Below are 21,864 nucleotides of genomic sequence, written 5' to 3' on the forward strand. Positions count from 1 at the left end.
GCTTGAGCGTCGATGCCTTTTTCTGTGGATGTACCTGCTTCGGTAGCGGCCAACGCAGATAGAAAACACCGCATCGCGACTTCACGAGATAGGACGGATTGAACAAACCAATGTTCCCCTTGGATGCCACCCCCAAGAAAATCCAATATTTAAGGCATTGATTTTAAACGAAATGGTGGGCCCGGAGGGACTCGAACCCCCAACCAAGCGGTTATGAGCCGCCGGCTCTAACCATTGAGCTACAGGCCCAGCCCGGCGTGATGCCGTCGGGCGGGTTATGGTCACCCCGCACCGGTCACGGGCTCTAACGCAATTTCAGGTATGCGACAAGCCTCTGCCGCATTGGCTTCACAATCACGCGTCATCACAGATGTCGGAAGGGCATCTGTGCCGGGTGAGACGAAGAGGTCCGCCGGCACTGCGGGACAAAGGACATATTCCATGCTGAAAATTACACGCGCGCTCGTCATGGCCACGGCTCTGTCGGGTTCGGTTCTCTCGAGCGGCTTTGTTGCCCAAGCCGTGGCTGCCGAGGGCGAGCGTCGCGAGGCGACGATCATGGTCTCGGGTGAGGGTGAGGCTGCGATCGCGCCCGATATGGCCGTCATTTCGCTCTCCGTCGTTCGCGACGCAGAGACTGCTGGCGAGGCGCTCTCGGCCAACAGTGCTGCCATGAGCGAGGTGCTGGCAGATCTCAAGGCGCAAGGGATTGCCGAGAAGGACCTGCAGACCACGGATTTCTCGATCCAGCCTAAATACAAGCAGGAAACCAGAACCGATGGCACCTACGAGGCGCCCGTGATCGTCGGCTATACCGTCAGCAACGGTTTGACCGTTCGGGTGCGTGACCTTGCCAAGCTCGGTGAGATCATCGATCGGTCGGTAAAGCTCGGCGTCAACCAGGGTGGCGGCATCACCTTCACCAATGATGATCCGGAGACGGCGATCGAGGTGGCGCGCAAGCAGGCGGTCGAGAAGGCCGCCGCCAAGGCGAAGACGCTGACGGAGGCCGCCGGCGTCAAACTCGGCCGTGTCGTTGAGATCTCGGAGAATTTCGCCCGACCGATGCCGCAGATGTATGCCGCAGCGCCGATGGCGAAGATGGCGGACGAGTCAGTGCCGATCGCATCCGGCGAAAACCTTTATACGGTGACCGTCAACGTCACCTATGCGATCGAGCAGTAAGCGCCAACGCTGTTGCGAGAAATGAAAGAGGGCCGGTCTTCCGGCCCTTTTGTCTTTGCTGCATTCGCCGACGGTCAGACGTCGAGCGGGTGTTCCGAAATCATCTTGGTCAGGCTGCCTTCTGCCGGGAAAAGCGGGATCAGGCAGGCCTGCAGGGCGTGGTAGATGTCGCCCTTGCCGGGGAAGAGGCTGTTGCACGGCTTGCCGTCCTCGGTCAGTTCCTCGTGCCAACCGCCGAACTCGCGGTCGAGGCTGTTGCCGGCGATGTAGTTCCAGATCTTTCGGTAGCTCTCCTCGTGGAAGTCGCTTTCCTGATGCTGGTTGAGGAAGTGCGCAGCCGCTGCCCCTTCGCAGAGCGGCCACCAGAGCTTTGCGCGCTTGTCGGGGGCATTTTCCCAGTCGAGCGTATAGAAAAAGCCGCCCTTGTCCTTGTCCCAGCCGAGCGCCATGGACTGGAAGAACAGGCCGCGTGCCGCCTCCGGCATCCAGGCCTGTCGCTTGCCGCCGAGTACCCAGAGCTGCAGGATGAGGCGGGCCCATTCCAGCCAGTGGCCGGGCGTGGTGCCGGCCGGGCGGAACATTTCGTTCGGATGATAGTAGTTGCGGTCGACCACCCAGTTTTTATCGAAATGCTCAGCGACGCGGAAGGCTTCTTCGCGGGCGCGGCGGTTAATGATCAGGTCGGCTATGCGCTCGGCCTTTTCGAGGTAATGCCGCTCGCCGGTCGCCTCAAAGGCAGCCATCAGGCTTTCGGTCAGATGCATGTTGGAGTTCTGGCCGCGATAGCCGGGCACAGGTTGCCAATCGGCGGAAAATTCTTCCGCGATCGCGCCGTGCTCGTCTTCCCAGAATTTCTCGTCGATCACCTGGGTGATGTCCGCCAGCATGGTGTCGGCCAACGGATGGCCTGCGCATTTGGCCGAGGTGGCCGCGAGCAGGACGAAGGCGTGGCCGTAGCCCTGCTTCGTGTCGTCGGCAGCGCCTGTGTCATCAGCCTGCCAGAAGTAACCACCATTCTTTTCATCGCGGTGGCGTTCCCAGAGATAGCGCATGCCGTGGTCGACGATGTCGGCCGAACCCGGGCGACCAAGCAGATGGCCAATCGCGTAGCAATGCACCATGCGGGCGCTGGCATGGATACCACGCGCCGGATTGTCGGTTGAGAGAGGCTTGCCGTCACGCGACAGGTCGTAGAAGCCGCCCTTCGGGTTGAGGGCCGTGCCGGAGAAGAAATCGAACAGACCGTCTGCCTGTGCCAGCAGCCATTTGCGGTGGTAGGGGCGGGCGCTCCAGGGGGTAGATGGCAGCTGCTGTGATTGATTTTCCGACATTTCTTCCTCCCTGGACGTATCGTTGAGCTTTCTATAGCCGATCGCCGACGCCGCTTCCACCGCCTGGCCTTTGTCGCGCACAAGTGGATCAATTGTTGACATAAAGATATCTTTATGTGATTTGGGCGTGTCGCATACGCAATAGGAGAGTTCGCAGATGCTCGATCAACTGTTCGGCCGCGAGGGCGCAAACCGTGACGGGGCGGAGATCCTGAAGGCGCTGCAAGAGGCAGCGCGCGAACGCATCCTGATCCTCGATGGCGCGATGGGTACCGAAATCCAGGGTCTTGGCCTGACGGAAGACGACTTTCGCGGCGAACGTTTCCTCGGCTGTGCCTGCCATCAGCAGGGCAATAACGACCTCCTGATCCTCACCCAGCCTGATGCCATCGAAGACATCCATTTCCGCTATGCGATGGCGGGTGCGGATATTCTTGAAACCAACACCTTTTCGTCGACGCGGATTGCCCAGGCCGATTACGAGATGGAAGGGGCGGTCTACGACCTCAACCGCCATGGTGCGGAACTCGTGCGCCGGGCGGCATGGCGCGCCGAGCGGGAGGACGGCAAGCGGCGTTTCGTGGCCGGTGCCATCGGGCCGACCAATCGTACGGCGTCGATCTCGCCCGACGTAAACAATCCCGGCTACCGTGCCGTCTCCTTCGACGATCTTCGCCTTGCCTATGGCGAGCAGATCGACGGCTTGATCGATGGTGGTGCCGATCTCATCCTGATCGAGACGATCTTCGATACGCTGAACGCCAAGGCTGCGATCTTTGCCTGCGAGGAGCGCTTCCTCGCCAAGGGCATTCGCCTGCCTGTGATGATCTCGGGCACGATCACCGATCTTTCAGGCCGGACGCTCTCCGGCCAGACGCCGACGGCCTTCTGGAATTCCGTGCGTCATGCCAAGCCCTTTGCCGTCGGCTTGAACTGCGCGCTCGGGGCTGATGCGATGCGGCCGCATCTGCAGGAATTGTCCGGTGTCGCCGACACCTTCATTTCGGCCTATCCGAATGCCGGTCTGCCGAATGAGTTTGGTCAATATGACCAGAGCCCGGAAGAGATGGCGGAGCTCGTTGCCGGTTTTGCCGAAGAGGGCATCGTCAATGTGGTCGGTGGCTGCTGCGGGTCCACGCCTGCGCATATCGCCGCCATTGCCGAGGCCGTGAAGGGCAGGGTGCCGCGTGCGCCTGCCGAGCATCGGCCCTTCATGTCGCTCTCGGGGCTCGAGCCCTTCGAGCTTACCAAGGACATTCCCTTCGTCAATGTCGGCGAGCGGACGAATGTCACCGGTTCTGCCAAGTTCCGCAAGCTGATCACGGCTGGTGATTATTCCGCAGCGCTCGTCGTCGCGCGCGACCAGGTGGAGAATGGCGCGCAGATCATCGACATCAACATGGATGAGGGCCTGATCGATTCGGAAAAGGCCATGGTCGAGTTCCTCAACCTGATCGCCGCCGAGCCTGATATCGCCCGCGTGCCCGTGATGATCGACTCGTCGAAATTCGCGATCATCGAGGCGGGGCTGAAATGCGTGCAGGGCAAGGCGGTGGTGAACTCGATCTCGCTCAAGGAGGGCGAGGAGAATTTCGTCGCTCAGGGCAAGCTCATCCGCAATTATGGCGCTGCCGTCGTCGTCATGGCTTTTGACGAGAAGGGGCAGGCCGATACCTACGAGCGCAAGGTCGAGATCTGCCGGCGGGCCTACAAGATCCTCACAGAAGAGGCGGGCTTTGCGCCTGAAGACATCATCTTCGATCCGAACGTCTTTGCTGTCGCGACCGGAATCGAGGAACACGACAATTACGGCGTCGACTTCATCGAGGCGACGCGGACGATCCGGCAGGAAATGCCGCTGGTGCATATTTCGGGCGGTGTGTCGAACCTGTCCTTCTCTTTCCGCGGCAATGAGCCGGTGCGGGAAGCGATGCATGCGGTCTTCCTCTACCACGCCATCCAGGCGGGCATGGATATGGGCATCGTCAATGCCGGTCAGCTCGCGGTCTATGAAAGCATCGACAAGGATCTGCGCGAGGCCTGTGAGGACGTCGTGCTGAACGGCCGCAAGGATGGCACCGAGCGGCTGCTCGAGATTGCCGAACGCTATCGCGGCACGGGCGAGGCCAAGGCCCGCACGCAGGATATGACGTGGCGCGAATGGCCGGTTGAAAAGCGGCTGGAGCATGCGCTTGTCAACGGCATCACCGAATTCATCGATGTTGATACGGAAGAGGCGCGCCAAAAGGCTGAGCGTCCGCTGCATGTCATCGAGGGGCCGCTGATGGCGGGCATGAATGTCGTCGGCGACCTTTTCGGGGCCGGCAAGATGTTCCTGCCGCAGGTGGTGAAATCGGCCCGCGTCATGAAGCAGGCTGTGGCGGTGCTGCTGCCCTACATGGAAGAAGAGAAGCGCCTGAATGGCGGCACTGGTGAGCGCCAGGCGGCCGGCAAGGTGCTGATGGCGACCGTCAAGGGCGATGTGCATGACATCGGCAAGAACATCGTCGGCGTCGTTCTCGCCTGCAACAATTACGAGATCATCGATCTCGGCGTCATGGTGCCGGCCACCAAGATCCTCGAAGTGGCGAAAGCCGAGAATGTCGATGTCATCGGTCTCTCCGGCCTGATCACGCCCTCGCTCGACGAGATGGTGCATGTAGCGGCTGAAATGCAGCGGCAGGGCTTTACGGTGCCGCTTCTCATCGGTGGTGCAACGACGAGCCGGGTGCATACGGCGGTGAAGATCCATCCGCAATACAAGGCGGGCCAGGCGATCTATGTCACCGATGCCAGCCGTGCCGTGGGCGTGGTTTCGGCGCTTCTTGCCGAGGACGGCAACGAGACCTATGTAGACGGTATAAAGGGCGAATATGCCAAGGTGGCCGAGGCCCATGCGCGGGCGGAAGCCGAGAAGCAGCGCCAGCCGCTGGCGTCTGCCCGGGAGAATGCGGTCAAGGTCGACTGGAGCGCTTACAAGCCGACCAAGCCGAGCTTTACCGGCACCAAGGTGTTCGAGACCTATGACCTTGCCGAGCTTGCCCGCTATATCGACTGGACGCCCTTCTTCCAGACCTGGGAGTTGAAGGGCCGCTATCCTGCGATCCTCGAGGACGAGAAGCAGGGCGAGGCGGCGCGACAGCTGTTTGCCGATGCGCGGGCGATGCTCAAGAAGATCATCGAGGAGAACTGGTTCCGCCCGCGTGCCGTGATCGGCTTCTGGCCGGCCAATGCTGTTGGTGATGATATCCGGCTGTTCAAGGACGATAGCCGCACCGAGGAACTCGCAACCTTCTTCACGCTGCGCCAGCAGATCGCCAAGCGCGAGGGGCGGGCGAATGTGGCGCTCAGCGATTTCGTCGCGCCGGTGGAGACCGGCGTTTCTGACTATGTCGGTGGCTTCGTGGTGACCGCCGGCATCGAGGAGGTGGCGATTGCCGAGCGCTTCGAGCGGGCGAATGACGACTATTCCTCGATCCTGGTCAAGGCGCTGGCCGATCGTTTCGCCGAAGCCTTTGCCGAGCGCATGCATGAACAGGTGCGCCGCGAGTTCTGGGGCTATGCGCCCGACGAGGCCTTCGCGCCGGAGGAGTTGATCTCAGAGACCTATGCCGGTATTCGCCCGGCGCCGGGTTATCCGGCCCAGCCCGACCATACGGAAAAGGTGACGCTTTTCTCGCTGCTCGATGCCACCGCTGCGACCGGCGTGACGCTCACCGAGAGCTATGCCATGTGGCCCGGCTCCTCAGTCTCGGGCCTCTATATCGGCCATCCCGACAGCTACTATTTCGGCGTTGCAAAGGTCGAGCGAGACCAGGTCGAGGACTATGCGGCGCGCAAGGGCATGGATGTGCGCGAGGTCGAGCGCTGGTTGGGGCCGGTGTTGAATTATGTGCCGAAGGCGGTGGCTGCAGAGTGATTGCAGGCGTCCGCTCAGAAGTGGAAGGCTGGAGAGCGCAGAGCGTTCAAGGGATTGAGATTGTCCATGGCATGAAGTGCGGATTGCATGACCTCTCTGGAGCTACCGGCAGCTAGCTCGTCGGTGGCCTGCAGGTCGTTCTCCCGGATGAGGTCCTCCAAGGACAGATCCAGTAGCGCCCATGCTTGGTAGATTGCCGAGCGGAAGGTATCGAGGGTGTCCTGGTCGCGCTCCGTCAGAGTAGCGATGGAGGCGTTTTCAACAGGCAATGCCGTTGACGGAGGCTCTGAACTCACAATGCCATTGGTGACGGCAGTGGAACCTGGATCTCTCTGTGCGGTCTCCATGCTGTCGCGAACGAGCTCGGTATAGTCTGTCGCTGCGTTTCCAAGCTCCTTCCCGATGGCCGCTGCACGTTGCGCCAGAAAGGCCGGCGAGACGGAGAACTGACGGAGGATCCGCATTTCCTCCTTAGCCCGATCGAGGCGGTCTTCCGCGATCTTGCGACGTGTCTCGGTCAGCGCTTCTTCCAGGCCGGAAAGCAGATTGTGATCAGGCTCGGAGCCTGTTGCGTGGACGGCTACCTCGCCCCCGCCGGTCTTCAGCCCTTGCGTCTGAACGCGATCCGTTTTTCTGGCTTCCAACCGGCTTGCCGAGGCACTTTCAATGCTGATCACCGGGGCGGCCTCACTCGATTTCCTCAACACGTTCGAAAATTCAAGCGAAGTATGCACGTAGAAGATTGATTTAGCTTTACCGTTAGTTGCCTGCGTGCGGCCGTCTCTTTGTGGCTGCGTCTTCTTCTCCTCGCTTGCGGGGAGAAGAAGCCCGAAGGGTGAGGCGCAACTCGTTGCGCCGGGGATGAAGGGCTCATCCTTTCCTTCACCTTCCTCACAAACCGATTCCGAATTCGGCGGTAAGTTATTGAGGCGGATTCCTAATTGCCTTCGCGCCTGCTGCCTTTAGCCTGCCTGAGAGCAAAGGCTTCTTTACGGCTGATATAGACGAGATTTCTCTCTTCAGTCCCGGATGCCTGGGGGACCGCTCCAATCCTTTTCGCGACCGCGATGGAGGCGAGGTTCTCAGGGTGAATGACGTGGATTGCTTCGGTCCAGCCAAGTTCCTCAAACGCCCAGATAAGGCAGGCTGTCGCAGCCTCCGTCGCATATCCTCTTCCCCAGACGGTGCGATGAAACGCCCATCCGATTTCTCGCCCGGGCCAGCCGGGCGGGTACCATGCACCAGCGCGACCGACCCATCGGCCAGACGCTTTCTCGATGACGGAGAAATTACTGTATCCTTGGATGCTCCAGGCACCTGCAAAGAGGCACAGATTGCGCCAAGCTCCAGCCTCATCCTGCGGTCCGCCAATGAAACGCGTCACTTTCGGATCAGAGAGGAATGCTGTCCATGCCGAGCGATCCGAAGTGTTGGGCGGGCGCAGAAGAAGGCGTTCGGTTTCTATCATGTGGCGCCGCCTCGTTCCGGCCCGGACGTGCGTTTAGCTTTCCTTTGTCACAACAGGATGACCGTTCATTGCCTTTACGCCTCCAGCCTCAGCAGGATCGCTGTCGTGTCGTCGCTCTGCTTGTAACGCGGATATTTCAATCCGTCCGGGTCCACCTCACGCTCCATATGCCGCAGTTCTGACACCAGCGATTTCAGCCCGGCTGTCGCGGCGCGCTGGATGAGCGTGGCGGGGTCGTAGAGCTTGTAGAGAGCCACAAGATCGGCGAGGCCGTCGGAGCAGAGGAGGGCGGTGGCGCCGCCGCCGTAAACGGGGACGTCGACCAGAGCGAGGTGATCGGCGGCTTCGGGGACCACGCCGAAGGTCCAGGTCGAGCCACTTGGCGTGTTCTGCAAGGCGCGACCACGACGCAGGTCTTCCAGCGTCTGCGGGTCGTCATTGGCGACCCCGGCCGCGCCGATGCCGCCGAGGCGGGCGATGTGCTCTGCCGCCCGATGTTGCTCCCATTCATAGGCGCCTGGGATCGGGATGACGAAGTCGGATTGGCCGTTGTCATGCAGGATGTACATGCAGCTGTCGCCGAGGCCAAACCAGCGGAAAACGGTGCTGGTCGCCTGCAGGGCGGTCAGGCTGCAGAGCGGCCAGGCGTAGCGCGGCTGGTCGCCAGCCATTGTCGTGAATGTATCACGCGCCTCTTCTGAGACCTCTCGCAGGACAGCTTTCGGATCGGCGCCGCCATCGAGGCGTTCAGCGAAGCGGAGTGCTGCGAATTCCGCGATCCAGGCGGCGTCCGAGCCGAAGCCATCCATGAACTGGCGGTCGCCAAGGCCTGTCGCGCCGTCGATGACGAAAGCGGCATGCCTGTTGTAGCCGAGGCGATCCTCGTTTGGTCTCGTGTCTTTGCCGGGGTCTGAAATGGTGTCGATGATGGAAATCTGTGGCATGAAGGCCTCGCGCTGAAAACGTCGTGCCGGAGGTATCCGGCGCGTTTCGTGCCTAGCATGGCAGGAGGTTGGCGTCAGCCGCGGGCGGCGCGAAAGCGACTCATGATCTCGGCGCGGGTCGGGTCCGTCATTGCGACGGCCAATCCGAATTCGAGCGGTGAAAGTCTCGCTTCATCCGGATAGATGATCTCGTCCGCGAGGATCTCTTCCGGCAGAAGCGCACGGACGCGTCGATCGGTTACCGTGCCGCCATGGACGATGTGCTCGCGGGCTGCGATCTCCGGGTCGAGCAGGTGGTTGATCAGGGCATGGGCGCCCGGCTTGTTATGTGCTTTGGCCGGGATCGCGTAATAGTCCGTCCAGATCTCGCCGCCATCGGTCGCGATGGAATAGGCGATCTCTGGCACATCTCGGTGCATCTGCGAGGCGTCATTGCTCCAGCACATGGTCATCCAGGCCTCGCCGGTGCGCATGGCAGGCTGATAATCACTGTCGACCGCCAGCAGATGCGGCCTGACCTCAATAAGCAGCTTTTCAGCGCTTTGCAGTTCAACTGGGTCAAGTGAGTTGAAGTTGTGGCCGAGGGCGACCAGAGCATTGCCGATGGCGGTCAGCTGGTAGTCATGCACGATGGTCCTGCCCGAAGCCTCCGTCATGGCGATATCGAAGAAATCGCGCCAGGTCTGCACCGGCTCAAGTTCACGGCTGTTGTAGGCAATGCCAGTCGTACCGGCGTTCTTTGGCACGCCATAGATCGCGCCTGCCCGGACGCCGGGCTTCATGAAGCGATCGGCATGCGCGGCCAGATCAAAATTCGGAAGGCGCCGGAGTTCAAGGGGCTCGAGCATGTCTCGTTGCACATAGGGCGCGATCGCATACTGGGTGGGTACGATGATGTCCCAGACCCTTCCTCTTTCAAGGGCCAGCAAGGTGCCCTCGTTGGAACCGATGATCGAAACGTCGACCTCGACGCCGTAGCGGGACGTGAAGTTCTCGAAGGTCGTGGGATCATGGTAGTTCGGCCAGGTCGCGAGTGAAACCTTCTTGCCGAGCGGCGAACCTTCCGACGTTGCCACGCTGGTCCTGCGGCTTCCTCCAATGACGAGGGCGGCCATTCCGAGCCCGGTGACAGCAAGAAAATGACGACGCGTGACGGAGCCACGTTTCAGGCGCATGAACTCTGCCATGAAACCCTTGGCGTCAATCTCCGTCGATGTCTTCCTGGCGGCCATGGCTGCTCTCGATCCGTTGCCGGTTTCGTGCCGCCGAATTTCACCACAAACGGGTTAACGCTATCACACCATAAGATGAAAACTGCTTGCGCGCCTGGGTTCTTACACCATGCGATCGATGATGCTGATGCCGTTTTCGCGGAAGCTGTCCATGGTGGCGAGCGCAGGGGCCGCTTCCGAAAGGGTGATGCGACGGCCGATCAGGCGATCGGGTGAGAGCTTGCCGGAGAGGATCATGCGCAGCATGGCATCATAGCGCCAGGACTGCATTCCGTGGCTGCCATAGATCTCGAGTTCGTGGGCAATGACGCGCGCCATCGGGATTGCCGGTGTCGCGTGATCTGCCAGCATCAGCCCGACCTGAACATGGCGACCGCGTCGGCGAAGGTTGAGGATCGAGTTGCAGCAGGTCTGGGGATGGCCGAGCGCATCGACCGAGACATGTGCACCGCCGCCGGTCACATCACGCACTGCTTCGGAGACATCGGCAACCGAGCGGCTGTCGATGGTGACGGATGCGCCGAGCGCCTTGGCGAGTGCCAGCTTGTCCTCGGCGATGTCGATGGCGACGACATTGGCGCCAAGCGCTGCACCGATCATGATGGCCGAGAGGCCAACACCGCCGCAACCATGGACCGCCAGCCACTCACCACCCTGGAGCCGGCCCTGGTCGACCACGGCCCGGAAAGAGGTGGCAAAGCGGCAGCCGAGGCTTGCCGCCGTCTCGTAGCTGATCTCTTCCGGCAGATGCACGAGGTTCTGGTCGGCATAATCGATTGCCACATATTCGGCAAACGAGCCCCAATGGGTGAAGCCCGGCTGGAACTGTTCCTCGCAAACCTGCTGGTTGCCGGAGCGGCATTCCATGCAGTGGCCGCAACCGGAGACAAAGGGCACTGTCACGCGGTCGCCGACCTTGAACCGGCGCACGTCACGGCCGACAGCCGAGATCGTGCCAGCCAGTTCGTGGCCGGGGACATGGGGAAGGCGGATATCGGGATCGTGGCCCATCCAGCCGTGCCAGTCGCTGCGGCAGAGGCCTGTCGCCTTGACGGAGATGACCACACCGGCATTGGTCGGCGTCGGATCGGGCAGGGTGCGGATTTCGGGTGCTGCACCGAATGCTTCAAAATACATCGCCCGCATGGGATATCCTCCAGATGCGAATGCCGCCCTTGCGGACGGCATTCCGACACAATTGCCCTTGGACGTCGTTTGCCTTAGTCGGCGAGCAGGATCAAGGCAGTCGGGTCGATCTTCACGCCCACGGTATCGCCAACGGTCGGCGGTCTGGTGCCGGGGTCGTTGAAGGTGTCGAAGGACAGTGTCTTGCCACCAACATCGATGCGTGTGCGGATAACCGAGCCGAGGAACTGGCTCGATGTAACCTGGCCCCGCACCGTGGCTTCATCCGCTCCTGCGAGCGTGCCGGCCTCCGGTCGCATGGCGAGCTGGATGGTTTGGCCGTTCGCCGTGGGGATCGTCTCCTTGATCGCCAGCGTCTTGTCCCCGATCTGCACGATGCCGGCGCCCTGATCGGCGACGACGGCATCCAGCACATTGAGCGTGCCGACGAAGGAGGCGACGAAGCGGGTCGTCGGGCGGTTGTAGATCTCGAAGGGCGTGCCGATCTGGTCGGCCTTGCCGGCATTCATGACGACGATGCGGTCGGATATCGACAGCGCCTCTTCCTGGTCATGGGTAACGAAGACAGTGGTTATGCCGAGCTTCTGCTGGATCTGGCGGATTTCTTCGCGCAGCGACACGCGGATCTTTGCGTCGAGCGCCGAAAGCGGTTCGTCCAGGAGCAGGACCTGGGGTTTGGGGGCAAGCGCGCGGGCGAGTGCGACGCGCTGCTGCTGTCCGCCAGACAGCTGGTAGGGGTAGCGCTCGGCCAGATGTTCGAGGTGAATGAGGGAGAGCATCTCCTTCACGCGCGCCTCGATATCGGCTTTCGGCATGCCGGCGATCTTCAGGCCAAAGGCGACGTTGTCGAAGACGTTCATGTTGGGAAACAGCGCATAGGCCTGGAAGACCATGCCGATGTTGCGCTGGTTTGGCTTCAGGTTCGTCTGGTCCTTGCCATCGACGACGATGGAGCCGGCCGACGGGGTCTCGAAACCGGCCACCATCCGCAGCACGGTGGTCTTGCCGCAGCCCGACGGGCCAAGGAAGGAGACGAATTCGCCCTTGTCGATCGCCATGTTGAAGTCGTGCACGACCTGCGTTGCACCGAAGGATTTCTTGAGGTTGTTTAGGGTCAGAAAGCTCATGAATTGATGTCCTCAAGCCTGGCGGGGGGCTGTTTTCTGGAGGCGGGAGACGAGCTGCATCAGGCCGAGGCAGCCCCAAGTGATGCAAAACGCGATCACGGCGAGAGCCGCCGGCTCATAGGCCCTGTTGGCGCCGAGCAGCTGCATGTAGGGGCCAAAGGCTGGCTTGTTGAGAAGGGCGGCCATCGTGAATTCGCCCATGACGATGGCGAAGGTGACGAAGGCGCCCGACATGACGGCGACGGAGACATTCGGCAGGATGATGCGGCCGATGATCGTCGCCCAACCCGCTCCGAGGCTCTGGGCTGCCTCCGTCAGGGTGGCGACGTCGATGGTTCTCAAGCCCGTATCAACCGCGCGGTACATGTAGGGCAGGCCGAGCGTGGCATAACCGAACATGAGCAGCATGTTCGTGCCGGTGGAGGAGCCGGTCAGCGGCAGCCAGCTCGAGGTGTTATAGAGGCGGATATAGCCGAACACGACGACGATCGCTGGGATCACGAGCGGCAGCAGCGTGACGAATTCGATGTACGGGCGAAGGCCGGGCATCTTCAGCCGCACCCAATAGGCCGTGGGTACGATCAGGAATACGCCGAAGATGATGGTCGTCAGAGCCATCGTCACAGAATAGCTGAAGGTTTCCTGGAAGCGCGGATCGGCCAGAACCTTGGCATAGGCATCGAAGGAATACTCGCCGCGGCGCATTTTCAGCGAGAAGTTCGTCATGCCGATCAGCGGCAGGATGAAATAGAGAAGGCCGAAGATCAGCGCGGCCCAAGCCCAGAGACGTTTCATTTCATCCACCTTTCGCTGCGGGCGCGCAGCCAGATGTAGAGGCCATTGGCAATTCCGGTGACGACGATCATGCCAAAGGCGAGCGCGTAGCCGAGATGGGGGTCGCCCAGGACGTCGCCGCGGATCTGGGCGAAGAGCAGGATCGGCACGATATTCAGCGAAGAGCCGGTCAGTGCGATCGCGGTTGCGACAGCGCCGAACGCATTTGCGAAGAGCAGCGCCATGGTGCCGAGGATCGAGGGCAAAAGAATCGGGAAGGCCACGAGCCGCCAGTATTGCGCATTGGTCGCGCCGAGGATCGAGGCCGCCTCGCGCCATTCGCGCTTCAGGCCGTCGAGTGCCGGCGCGATGATCAGGATCATCAGCGGGATCTGGAAGAAGAGATAGGTGATCGTCAGTCCCCAGAAGGACAGGAGATTGAAGCCGAGAAGGCGCAGATCGATGCCAAGCTGGGTCTTGAGGAAGACGGTCAACATACCGACAGGGCCGAGCGTCGCGAGGAAGGCGAAGGCGAGCGGCACGCCGGCGAAGTTCGAGGCAACGCCGGAAAATGTCAGCAGCGGGCTGCGGATCCAGGCAGGCAGTCCGCCGAGAATGACCGCGGCGGCCACGCCGAATCCGATCAGGCAGCCGAGAATTGCCGAGGCGAGACTGATCTTGATGGAGATCCAGTAGGCGGCCATGATCGAGGGGGTGAACAGGCCAAGCACATTGTCGAAGGTGAACGAGCCGTCCGGACGCTGAAATGCGCCGATGACGATCTTCATCGTCGGCATGATCAGGAAGAGAATCACGAAAGCTGCAAAGGGCAAGACCCCGAGCCAGTGAAGTGGAAGTTTCGTTCGTGGCCGTGCCTGATGGCCCGGGCTCACCGCCTCTGTCGACATTCGATCTGCCCCTCTGTCCGTGTTTCGACGGATCTTCTTAAAATGCGAGCGCCGCCCCGACCTTAGAAAAGATCGGGGCGGCACATCAAGGTCTCGACTTACTGAACGTTGGCGCCGACGACGCTGTCCCAGCCCGCCGTAACGGCAGCCTTGTTGGCGTCGACTTCTTCGAGCGTCGGGAAGTAGGCCTTTTCGTAGGACTCAGCCGGCGGCAGGGCGTCGAGAAGGTCCTGCGGAACCTTGCCGGCCTTGACCATGGCGTTGAAGCGGGCCGGGTGGCAGTAACCCTTCAGCCAGCCGAGCTGACCTTCGTCGGAATACAGGTGTTCCATCCACAGCTTGGCTGCATTCGGGTGCGGTGCATAGGCAGAGATGCCCTGAACGTAGACGCCAGCGAGAACGCCCTTGTCCGGAACGACGACTTCGACCGGCGGGTTGCCGGCCAGCGTGTCACGAGCGGCGAGCGCGTTGTAGTCCCACATGACGACGATCGGGGTCGCGCCCTGGGCGAGCGTGCCGGACTTGCCGATGACAGGCACGAAGTTGCCGGCCTTGTTCATTTCGGCAAAGTAGTTCAGGCCTGCTTCACCGGCGTCCTTGCCGGCAGCTGCACCGGTTGCCATGCCGGCGGCGAGAACGCCGAGGATAGCCTGGTTGGAGGCGCGCGGGTCACCGGCGAGAGCGACCTGGCCTGCATATTCCGGCTTCAGAAGATCGGCCCAGTCCTTCGGCGTGTTGGCGACGAGGTCCTTGTTCACCAGGAGCGACATGACGCCGTAGTAGTCGCCGTACCAGTAGCCTTCAGCGTCCTTGATGTTATCAGGGATTTCGTCCCAGGTGGAGACCTTGTACGGCTGAAGCAGGCCTTCGGCCTTCATCTGCGGACCGAAGGCGAGACCGACGTCAACGACGTCAGGAGCCTGCGGGCCCTTGTTGTCCTTGTTTGCCTTGATGGCTTCGACTTCGTCGGCCGAGCCGGCATCCGGGTTCAGTTCGTTGACGGTGATTTCCGGATACTTCGCCTTGAAGGCGGCGATGACTTCGCCGTAGCCGCACCAGTCGTGGGGCAGGGCGATGGTGGTCAGCATGCCTTCCTTCTTGGCAGCTTCGATGAGCTCGGCGCTCGGCTCGGCATAGGCGACGGCCGAGCTCGTCATGACCAGCGCGGTCGTGAGCGACAGGAATTTGCGAAGATTGGTTGTCACTGTAGTTCTCCTCTTGTGTTGGAAGCGATGCGGTTCACTTATGTGGCCTTTGTTATGGTTATGTGACGGATATCGGCCTTGCCTGGTCTATCGATATTGGCCCGTATCCTGGACGATCCTCCGGTTTCTTCTCTCAGCCATGTCGGGGCTTTCGGAACAGGCGTGCCTGTTCGAATAGTCCTTCGAGGGTGTTCATTCGCTCGCGCGTCTCGTCCCAGGACGAGCTCTGCACGGCCTCGATCAGGGCTTCGACGACAAACAGCGTCACGACGGAGCTGTCCCAAGCCGACGGCGCCTCGATATGGAGCTTGAAACAGTGGCGGGCATGCTGTGCCACCGGCGACATCCACTGGTCTGTAAACACGATGATCTGCACGCCGTTGGCGCGCGCGACCTCCGCGAGCGTCGTCAGATCCGCCTCGTAGCGCCTGATGTCGAAGATCACGAGCACGTCGCCATCCTGCATATTGAGGACGTGCTGCGGCCAGGAACTGGCATTCGACGACATCAAGGTCGTCCGGGGACGGATGACCTGCATATGGGTGAAGAAGTATTCGGCAAGCGCCCCCGTGATGCGTCCGCCGACGAAATAGATGCTGCGATGGCGGTCGCCGATCAGACGAGCGGCTTCATCGAAGGTCGCCGTGCGCAGTTCTCCCAGCGAGTTGCGCAGATTGGCCATCACGGCTTCTGCAAAGCGATTGAGGATATGGCGATTGGGGGCGTTGGCGGCCCAACGATCGTGCTTGGCGATCGGGTTTGAGATCGTCGCCTCAAGCTCCTGGTGGAGATGCGCCTGGAATTCCGGATAACCCTTGTAGCCGAGCTTCTGCACCATGCGGGCGACTGTCGGGGTCGAGACGCCGGCATTCTCGGCAACGGTGGTGATGCTGCCCAGTCCGGAGACGGGGTAGTTCTGCAGCAGGCTTTCTGCCAGCTGCCGTTCGGCACGCGTCAGCCCGTCGAAATGGGCATGGATCACGTCCGACACCGTGGTCGACGCATTCATCAAGAACCGATTGACTCCCCTCAAGCCAGTCTGTCGCCGGCTTTTTTCGGATTAAGCCTCGCTGTCACAATTGAGTCAACTGGCCATTGAAGAGAATTTTTCAGTAGCGGATTGACAGACGCTTAACCGTGAAGAATTCTCTTCGAAAATAAGTTGGGCCAACGAGCCCTGGGGAACAATCAGCATGCTCTTGAGGTCGGGGATCCTGACAGCGTCGGACGGTGAGGTGGTTGCAGTCGATAATGCGACGGCGGCGAGCGGTCTCGTCTTTGTCTGCGAGCACGCATCTGCCGTGTTGCCGCCATCGGCAGGTGATCTTGGTCTTTCACCGGAGGCACTGTCCAGCCATATCGCCTGGGATCCGGGCGCTCTGGAGATCGCCCAGCGCCTGTCGACCTCGCTCAACGGCCTGCTCGTCCACCAGCGTTTCTCGCGACTGATCTATGACTGCAATCGTCCGCCGGAATCGCCGGCGGCCATGCCGGAAAAGAGCGAGATCTACGCGATCCCGGGAAATCTGAACCTCAGCCCGGCGGAGCGTTATGCGCGGACGGCGGCGCTCTACGTCCCCTTCCACGACCGGATTGCTGCCGAGATTGCGCGGGTCGCCGGGGAGGGCGGCAAGCCCGTCATCGTCACCGTGCATACGTTTACGCCGGTCTATTTTGGCAAACCGCGCGAGGTCGAGATCGGCATCCTCCACGATACGGACAGTCGCCTGGCGGATGCCATGCTTGAGGCCGCGGCCGGTGGTCCTTACCGTGTTGAGCGCAACTCGCCCTACGGACCCGAAGACGGCGTGACCCATACGCTGCGTCTGCATGCACTGCCGCAAGGCTTCGCCAATGTGATGATCGAGGTGCGCAACGATCTGGTTCGCGATGAAGCAGGCCTCAAGGCCATCTCCACCTATCTCGCGGACTTGATTTCAGGAGCGCTCGAAAGGGTCGCATAACTATTCGAAACGCTGAGCAAACCAAAAATCAATGAGGGAACGGATGCCGGCATACGAGATCATGAGACGAAGACCGCTGATGCGGTCCGGGCAGGCGGTAGACTGATGCCGCAAGCCCTGAAAACCTACGTGCGTATCGTCGATGCCTTCAATCGCCGCGTCGGCCGGATCGTCATGTATGGCGTCTTCGTCATGATGGGCATCCTGCTCTATTCGTCCATCTCCAAAGGTCTGTTCCTGCCAGCGCACTGGACGCTGGAAATGGCGCAGTTCGTCATGGCAGGCTATTATCTCTTGGGTGGCGCCTATTCGCTGCAACTCGACAGCCATGTGCGTATGGACCTGCTCTACGGTCGCTGGTCGCCGAAGACCAAGGCGATCGTCGACGTGATCACGATCATGATGCTGTTCGTCTACCTGTTCTTCCTGCTCTGGGGCGGTGTCTCGAGCACCACCTACGCACTGCAATATGGTGAAACCAGCTATTCTTCCTGGTCGCCCTACATGGCTCCCGTGAAGATTGTCATGGTTGTCGGTATCTTCCTCACCTTCCTGCAGGCGACCTCGATCTTCATCAAGGACCTTGCCATTGCCATGGGGAGGCCGCTTGCATGACTGAGTTCCTCAGCTACGAAATGATCGCGCTCCTGATGTTCTCATCGATGATGATGTCGATGCTGACAGGGCAGCGTGTGTTTGCGACCATCGGCTTCGTCGGCGTCGTGGCGGCTGCCGTGCTCTGGGGCAATGGCGGCTTCGAGATGGGCTTCTCGGCCGGCATGAAGCTGATGAAGTGGTATCCGCTGCTGACGCTGCCGCTCTTCATCTACATGGGCTATATGCTGTCGGAATCCGGCATCGCAGAGGACCTCTACAAGGCCTTCCATGTCTGGTTCGGTGGCATGCCGGGCGGTCTGGCGGTCGGCACGATCGGGTTGATGGTCGTGATCTCGGCGATGAATGGTCTGTCCGTCGCGGGCATGGCGATCGGGGCGTCTATCGCGCTTCCGGAACTGCTGCGCCGCGGCTACGACAAGATCATGGTCTCCGGGGTCATCCAGGCCGGAAGCTCGCTCGGCATTCTGATCCCACCGAGTGTGGTGCTGGTGCTTTACGGCATGATTGCCCGCCAGCCGGTGAGCCAGCTCTGGCTTGCAGGCGTCTTCCCCGGACTGATGCTTGCGACGATGTTCTGCCTCTACATCATCATCCGCTGCCGTCTCAATCCGGCGTTGGGTCCGGCCCTTCCCAAGGAAGAGCGTGACATGCCGATGCGCGAGAAGCTCAAGCTCTTGCAGGCGGGCATCCTGCCGTTCCTCATCTTCTTCCTGATGATGGGTCTCTTCCTGATGGGCATCACCAGCCTCGTCGAGAGTTCGGCGGTCGGTGCGCTCGGGGCTCTCTTTGCGGCCTGGTACAAGGGACGGCTCACCAAGGCGGTCTGGAACCGGGTGCTTGAGCAGACGCTCGGCATTTCCTGCATGTTCATGTGGATCATTCTGGCAGCCCTCTGCTTCGGCGCCGTCTTCGACGGACTGGGTGCGGTCAGGGCGATCGAAAAGCTACTGGTCAATGACATCGGTCTGACCCCTTGGCAGATCCTGATCATGATGCAGCTGTCGTTCCTGGTGATGGGGGCCTTCCTCGACGATACGGCCATGCTGGTCATCGTCGCGCCGCTTTACATTCCGCTCGTCGGCAAGCTGGATCTGGGCATTGAAAACCCGCTGATCTGGTATGGCGTGCTCTACACGATCACCTGCCAGATCGCCTACATGACACCGCCCTTCGGTTATAATCTCTTCCTGATGAAGGCGATGGCGCCACCCGATTTCAGGCTGATAGATATCTATCGGTCGGTGATCCCGTTCGTCCTGATCATGGTGCTCGGCATGGTGATCATCATGATCTTTCCACAGATCGCGACATGGCTGCCGAGCCAGATCTATCTCAGAGGTTAGCGTTCGAATGAAAAGAGGCCCGACAAACGGGCCCGGCACCAGGACTACCCGCCGGACCTCAGGTCCTGCGGGCTTCAAAAGAAACGAAGAACAGAGGGAAACAACATGACCAACAGCAGACGTTCATTCCTGAAGACGGCCGCCATGGCGACCCCTGCCGTTCTGGCAGCCCCTTATGTCAAGGCACAGAACGCCAAGATCACCTGGCGCCTGCAGACCTATGCCGGTGCAGCACTCGCCGAATTCGTCATCCGCCCGTCGGTTGACGCCTTCAACAAGGCTGCGAATGGCGAGATGGAAATCCAGCTCTTCACGGCAGACCAGCTGGTACCGACCGGCGAACTCTTCCGCGCCATGCAGGCCGGCACGATCGACGCTGTCCAGTCCGACGACGATTCGATGAACTCGCCTGTCGATATCAAGGTGTTCGGCGGCTACTTCCCGTTCGCCTCGCGCTACAGCCTCGACGTGCCGACGCTGTTCTACGAATATGGTCTCGCCGAGATCTGGGATGAGGCCTATACGGAAGTCGGCGTGAAGTGGCTTTCGGCCGGCGCCTGGGATCCGTGCAACTTCGCCACCAACAAGCCGATCACCAAGCTCGATGATCTCAAGGGCCTGCGCGTCTTCACCTTCCCGACGGCCGGCCAGTTCCTGTCGCAGTTCGGCGTCGTGCCGGTCACCATTCCGTTCGAAGACGTACCGGTTGCCATGCAGACGGGCGAAATCGACGCGATCGCCTGGTCCGGCATCACCGAGGTCTTCACCTCGGGCTGGGTTGATGTCACCAAGTACTTCCTGACCAACAATGTCTCCGGCGGCTGGGCGGGCTCGTTCTTTGCCAATGCCGATCGCTGGAATGAGGTCCCGCCTCACCTGCAGACCCTGTGGCAGATGTGCATGGATAGTTCCCACTACAAGCGCCTGCACTGGTACTGGGGCGGCGAAGCCCGTCTGCGTGCCGAGGGCGGTCGTCTCGAGCTCACCAGCATTCCGGATGCCGAATGGAAGACGGTCGAGGACGCGGCTCGCGTGTTCTGGGAAGAGGTTGCCAAGCAGACACCGCGCACCGGCAAGGTCGTCGAAATCCTGAAGAAGTATAATGGCGATATGGAAAAGGCCGGCAAGCCCTACCGTTACGGCTGATTGAACCGACATGGCGATCCGGCTTCGGCCGGGTCGCCTCCACAAAACAAGACGGCATAAGCCAATCGCTGCCCTGGGAACACCGAGATGACCACGTACACATTCGAAGAGTTGAAAAAAGACGTCGCAGAAGGGCGCATCGACACGGTTCTGGCGTGTCAGGTGGACATGCAGGGCCGTTTGATGGGCAAGCGCTTCCAGGCGGAGTTCTTTGTCGAAAGCGCCTGGAAGGAAACGCATAGCTGCAACTATCTGCTCGCCACCGACATGGAGATGGAAACCGTCTCCGGTTACAAGGCGACGAGCTGGGAGAAAGGCTACGGCGACTACACAATGAAGCCCGATCTTTCGACGCTGCGTCGGATCCCCTGGCTCGAAGGTACGGCGCTGGTTCTCTGCGACATGCTTGACCACGCCACCCATGCCGAAGTGCCGCATTCGCCGCGCGCCATCCTGAAGAAGCAGGTCGCCCGGCTTGAGGCCATGGGCATGAAGGCCTTCATGGCGACCGAACTCGAATTCTTCCTCTTCGACCAGACCTATGACGAGGCGCGGCTTTCGGGCTATCGCGACCTGAAAATGGTCTCGGGCTATAACGAGGACTATCACATCTTCCAGACGACCAAGGAAGAAGGCGTGATGCGCGCGATCCGCAAGGGTCTGCAGGGGGCGGGCATCCCTGTTGAGAATTCCAAGGGCGAGGCATCCGCCGGCCAGGAAGAGATCAATGTCCGTTATGCGGACGTGCTCACCATGGCCGACCGCCACGTGATCATCAAGAACGGCTGCAAAGAGATCGCCTGGTCGAAGGGCAAGGCCATCACCTTCCTTGCGAAGTGGCATTACAATGCCGCAGGCTCCTCATCGCATATCCATCAGTCGCTGTGGTCCGCCGACGGCAAGACGCCGCTGTTCTTCGACAAGGACGGCGAATACGGCATGTCCGAGACGATGCGCCACTACATGGCCGGGCTTCTCGCCCATGCCAGCGACTTCACCTATTTCCTCGCGCCCTATATCAACTCCTACAAGCGCTTTGTCGCCGGCACGTTTGCGCCGACCAAGGCGATCTGGTCGAAGGACAATCGCACCGCCGGCTACCGCTTGTGCGGCGAGGCGAGCAAGGGCATCCGCGTCGAGTGCCGCGTCGGTGGTTCCGACCTCAATCCCTATCTCGCCATGGCGGCTCTGCTCGCAGCTGGTATCGACGGGATCGAGAAGAAGATGGCGCTCGAACCGGAATTCTCGGGCGATGCCTATGGGGCAAAAGAGGCTCGCGAAATTCCAAGGACGCTGCGGGCGGCTGCGGAAACGCTTCGCGGCTCGGCCATGCTGCGGGCTGCTTTCGGCGATGACGTGGTGGATCACTATGTGCGGGCTGCCGAGTGGGAGCAGGAAGAATACGATCGTCGGATTACCGACTGGGAGGTGGCTCGCGGTTTCGAGCGGGCGTGACCAAAGGCGGCCTTGAGCCCGCCACGATCCCCGGCGTATGGGTGGAAACAAGGACAGCGGCTGCGGCCGCTGTCATCTCGTTCTAGAACAACAGGAAGA

The 21,864-nt window shown here is 60.9% G+C and carries 18 protein-coding genes and 1 tRNA gene; 7 read left to right on the plus strand and 12 right to left on the minus strand.

Features of this window, described 5'->3' with window-relative positions:
• Window positions 1–173: 173 nt before the first annotated feature.
• Window positions 174–249: transfer RNA gene (locus IP85_RS21090), tRNA-Ile, on the minus strand.
• A 192-nt stretch (window positions 250–441) separates the two neighbouring features.
• Between IP85_RS21090 and IP85_RS21095 the strand changes: the two genes are divergently transcribed.
• The gene (locus IP85_RS21095; protein ID WP_054151625.1) at window positions 442–1,185 is read left to right on the plus strand and encodes an SIMPL domain-containing protein; all 744 of its coding nucleotides are present in this window, start codon (window positions 442–444) and stop codon (window positions 1,183–1,185) included.
• A gap of 74 nt (window positions 1,186–1,259) precedes the next feature.
• On the opposite strand, the gene IP85_RS21100 is transcribed toward IP85_RS21095, so the two are convergent.
• Window positions 1,260–2,516 carry an AGE family epimerase/isomerase gene (locus IP85_RS21100; protein WP_054151753.1) on the minus strand — a complete coding sequence of 419 codons (1,257 nt, stop codon included), beginning with the start codon at window positions 2,514–2,516 and terminating at the stop codon, window positions 1,260–1,262.
• A gap of 157 nt (window positions 2,517–2,673) precedes the next feature.
• Here IP85_RS21100 and metH point away from each other — a divergent pair, with 157 nt between their 5' ends.
• Window positions 2,674–6,435, plus strand: coding sequence for a methionine synthase (metH, locus tag IP85_RS21105; protein WP_054151626.1), 3,762 nt, complete (start codon window positions 2,674–2,676; stop codon window positions 6,433–6,435).
• Between the two features lie 14 nt (window positions 6,436–6,449).
• Here metH and IP85_RS21110 read toward each other — a convergent pair whose 3' ends face one another.
• The 10 genes from IP85_RS21110 to IP85_RS21155 form a co-directional block, all read right to left on the minus strand.
• On the minus strand, window positions 6,450–7,112 hold the full coding sequence (locus tag IP85_RS21110; protein WP_054151627.1) for a hypothetical protein: 663 nt from the start codon (window positions 7,110–7,112) through the stop codon (window positions 6,450–6,452).
• Between the two features lie 260 nt (window positions 7,113–7,372).
• A complete protein-coding gene (locus tag IP85_RS21115; RefSeq protein ID WP_054151628.1) occupies window positions 7,373–7,903 on the minus strand; it encodes a GNAT family N-acetyltransferase in 531 nt (176 codons plus the stop codon).
• Window positions 7,904–7,977: 74 nt separating this feature from the next.
• On the minus strand, window positions 7,978–8,847 hold the full coding sequence (locus tag IP85_RS21120; RefSeq protein WP_054151629.1) for a hypothetical protein: 870 nt from the start codon (window positions 8,845–8,847) through the stop codon (window positions 7,978–7,980).
• 74 nt (window positions 8,848–8,921) lie between these two features.
• Window positions 8,922–10,079, minus strand: coding sequence for a spermidine/putrescine ABC transporter substrate-binding protein (locus tag IP85_RS21125; protein WP_054151630.1), 1,158 nt, complete (start codon window positions 10,077–10,079; stop codon window positions 8,922–8,924).
• 102 nt (window positions 10,080–10,181) lie between these two features.
• Window positions 10,182–11,225, minus strand: coding sequence for a zinc-dependent alcohol dehydrogenase family protein (locus IP85_RS21130; RefSeq protein ID WP_054151631.1), 1,044 nt, complete (start codon window positions 11,223–11,225; stop codon window positions 10,182–10,184).
• A gap of 74 nt (window positions 11,226–11,299) precedes the next feature.
• Window positions 11,300–12,352, minus strand: a complete 1,053-nt coding sequence (locus tag IP85_RS21135; RefSeq protein ID WP_054151632.1) for an ABC transporter ATP-binding protein — start codon at window positions 12,350–12,352, stop codon at window positions 11,300–11,302.
• Between the two features lie 12 nt (window positions 12,353–12,364).
• Window positions 12,365–13,147 (minus strand): ABC transporter permease, encoded by a 783-nt coding sequence (locus IP85_RS21140; RefSeq protein ID WP_054151633.1) that lies wholly within the window; start codon window positions 13,145–13,147, stop codon window positions 12,365–12,367.
• Window positions 13,144–14,034, minus strand: a complete 891-nt coding sequence (locus tag IP85_RS21145; protein ID WP_006728769.1) for an ABC transporter permease subunit — start codon at window positions 14,032–14,034, stop codon at window positions 13,144–13,146. The genes IP85_RS21140 and IP85_RS21145 overlap by 4 nt, the downstream gene beginning before the upstream one ends.
• Window positions 14,035–14,132: 98 nt before the next feature.
• Entirely contained in the window at window positions 14,133–15,239 is a 1,107-nt protein-coding gene (locus IP85_RS21150; protein ID WP_054151634.1) for an ABC transporter substrate-binding protein, read from the minus strand.
• Between the two features lie 133 nt (window positions 15,240–15,372).
• Complete coding sequence (locus IP85_RS21155; protein ID WP_054151635.1) at window positions 15,373–16,251, minus strand: MurR/RpiR family transcriptional regulator; 879 nt, start codon at window positions 16,249–16,251, stop codon at window positions 15,373–15,375.
• A gap of 181 nt (window positions 16,252–16,432) precedes the next feature.
• Between IP85_RS21155 and IP85_RS21160 the strand changes: the two genes are divergently transcribed.
• From IP85_RS21160 to IP85_RS21180, 5 genes are all read left to right on the plus strand, one after another.
• Complete coding sequence (locus IP85_RS21160; protein WP_054151636.1) at window positions 16,433–17,203, plus strand: N-formylglutamate amidohydrolase; 771 nt, start codon at window positions 16,433–16,435, stop codon at window positions 17,201–17,203.
• 105 nt (window positions 17,204–17,308) lie between these two features.
• Complete coding sequence (locus IP85_RS21165; protein ID WP_054151637.1) at window positions 17,309–17,818, plus strand: TRAP transporter small permease subunit; 510 nt, start codon at window positions 17,309–17,311, stop codon at window positions 17,816–17,818.
• Window positions 17,815–19,164 (plus strand): TRAP transporter large permease subunit, encoded by a 1,350-nt coding sequence (locus tag IP85_RS21170; protein WP_054151638.1) that lies wholly within the window; start codon window positions 17,815–17,817, stop codon window positions 19,162–19,164. The genes IP85_RS21165 and IP85_RS21170 overlap by 4 nt, the downstream gene beginning before the upstream one ends.
• A 105-nt stretch (window positions 19,165–19,269) precedes the next feature.
• Window positions 19,270–20,310, plus strand: a complete 1,041-nt coding sequence (locus IP85_RS21175; protein WP_054151639.1) for a TRAP transporter substrate-binding protein — start codon at window positions 19,270–19,272, stop codon at window positions 20,308–20,310.
• Window positions 20,311–20,397: 87 nt separating this feature from the next.
• On the plus strand, window positions 20,398–21,765 hold the full coding sequence (locus tag IP85_RS21180) for a glutamine synthetase family protein (protein ID WP_054151640.1): 1,368 nt from the start codon (window positions 20,398–20,400) through the stop codon (window positions 21,763–21,765).
• Window positions 21,766–21,864 lie beyond the last annotated feature (99 nt).

The organism is Rhizobium sp. AAP116 (assembly GCF_001295785.1).
GTDB lineage: Bacteria > Pseudomonadota > Alphaproteobacteria > Rhizobiales > Rhizobiaceae > Allorhizobium.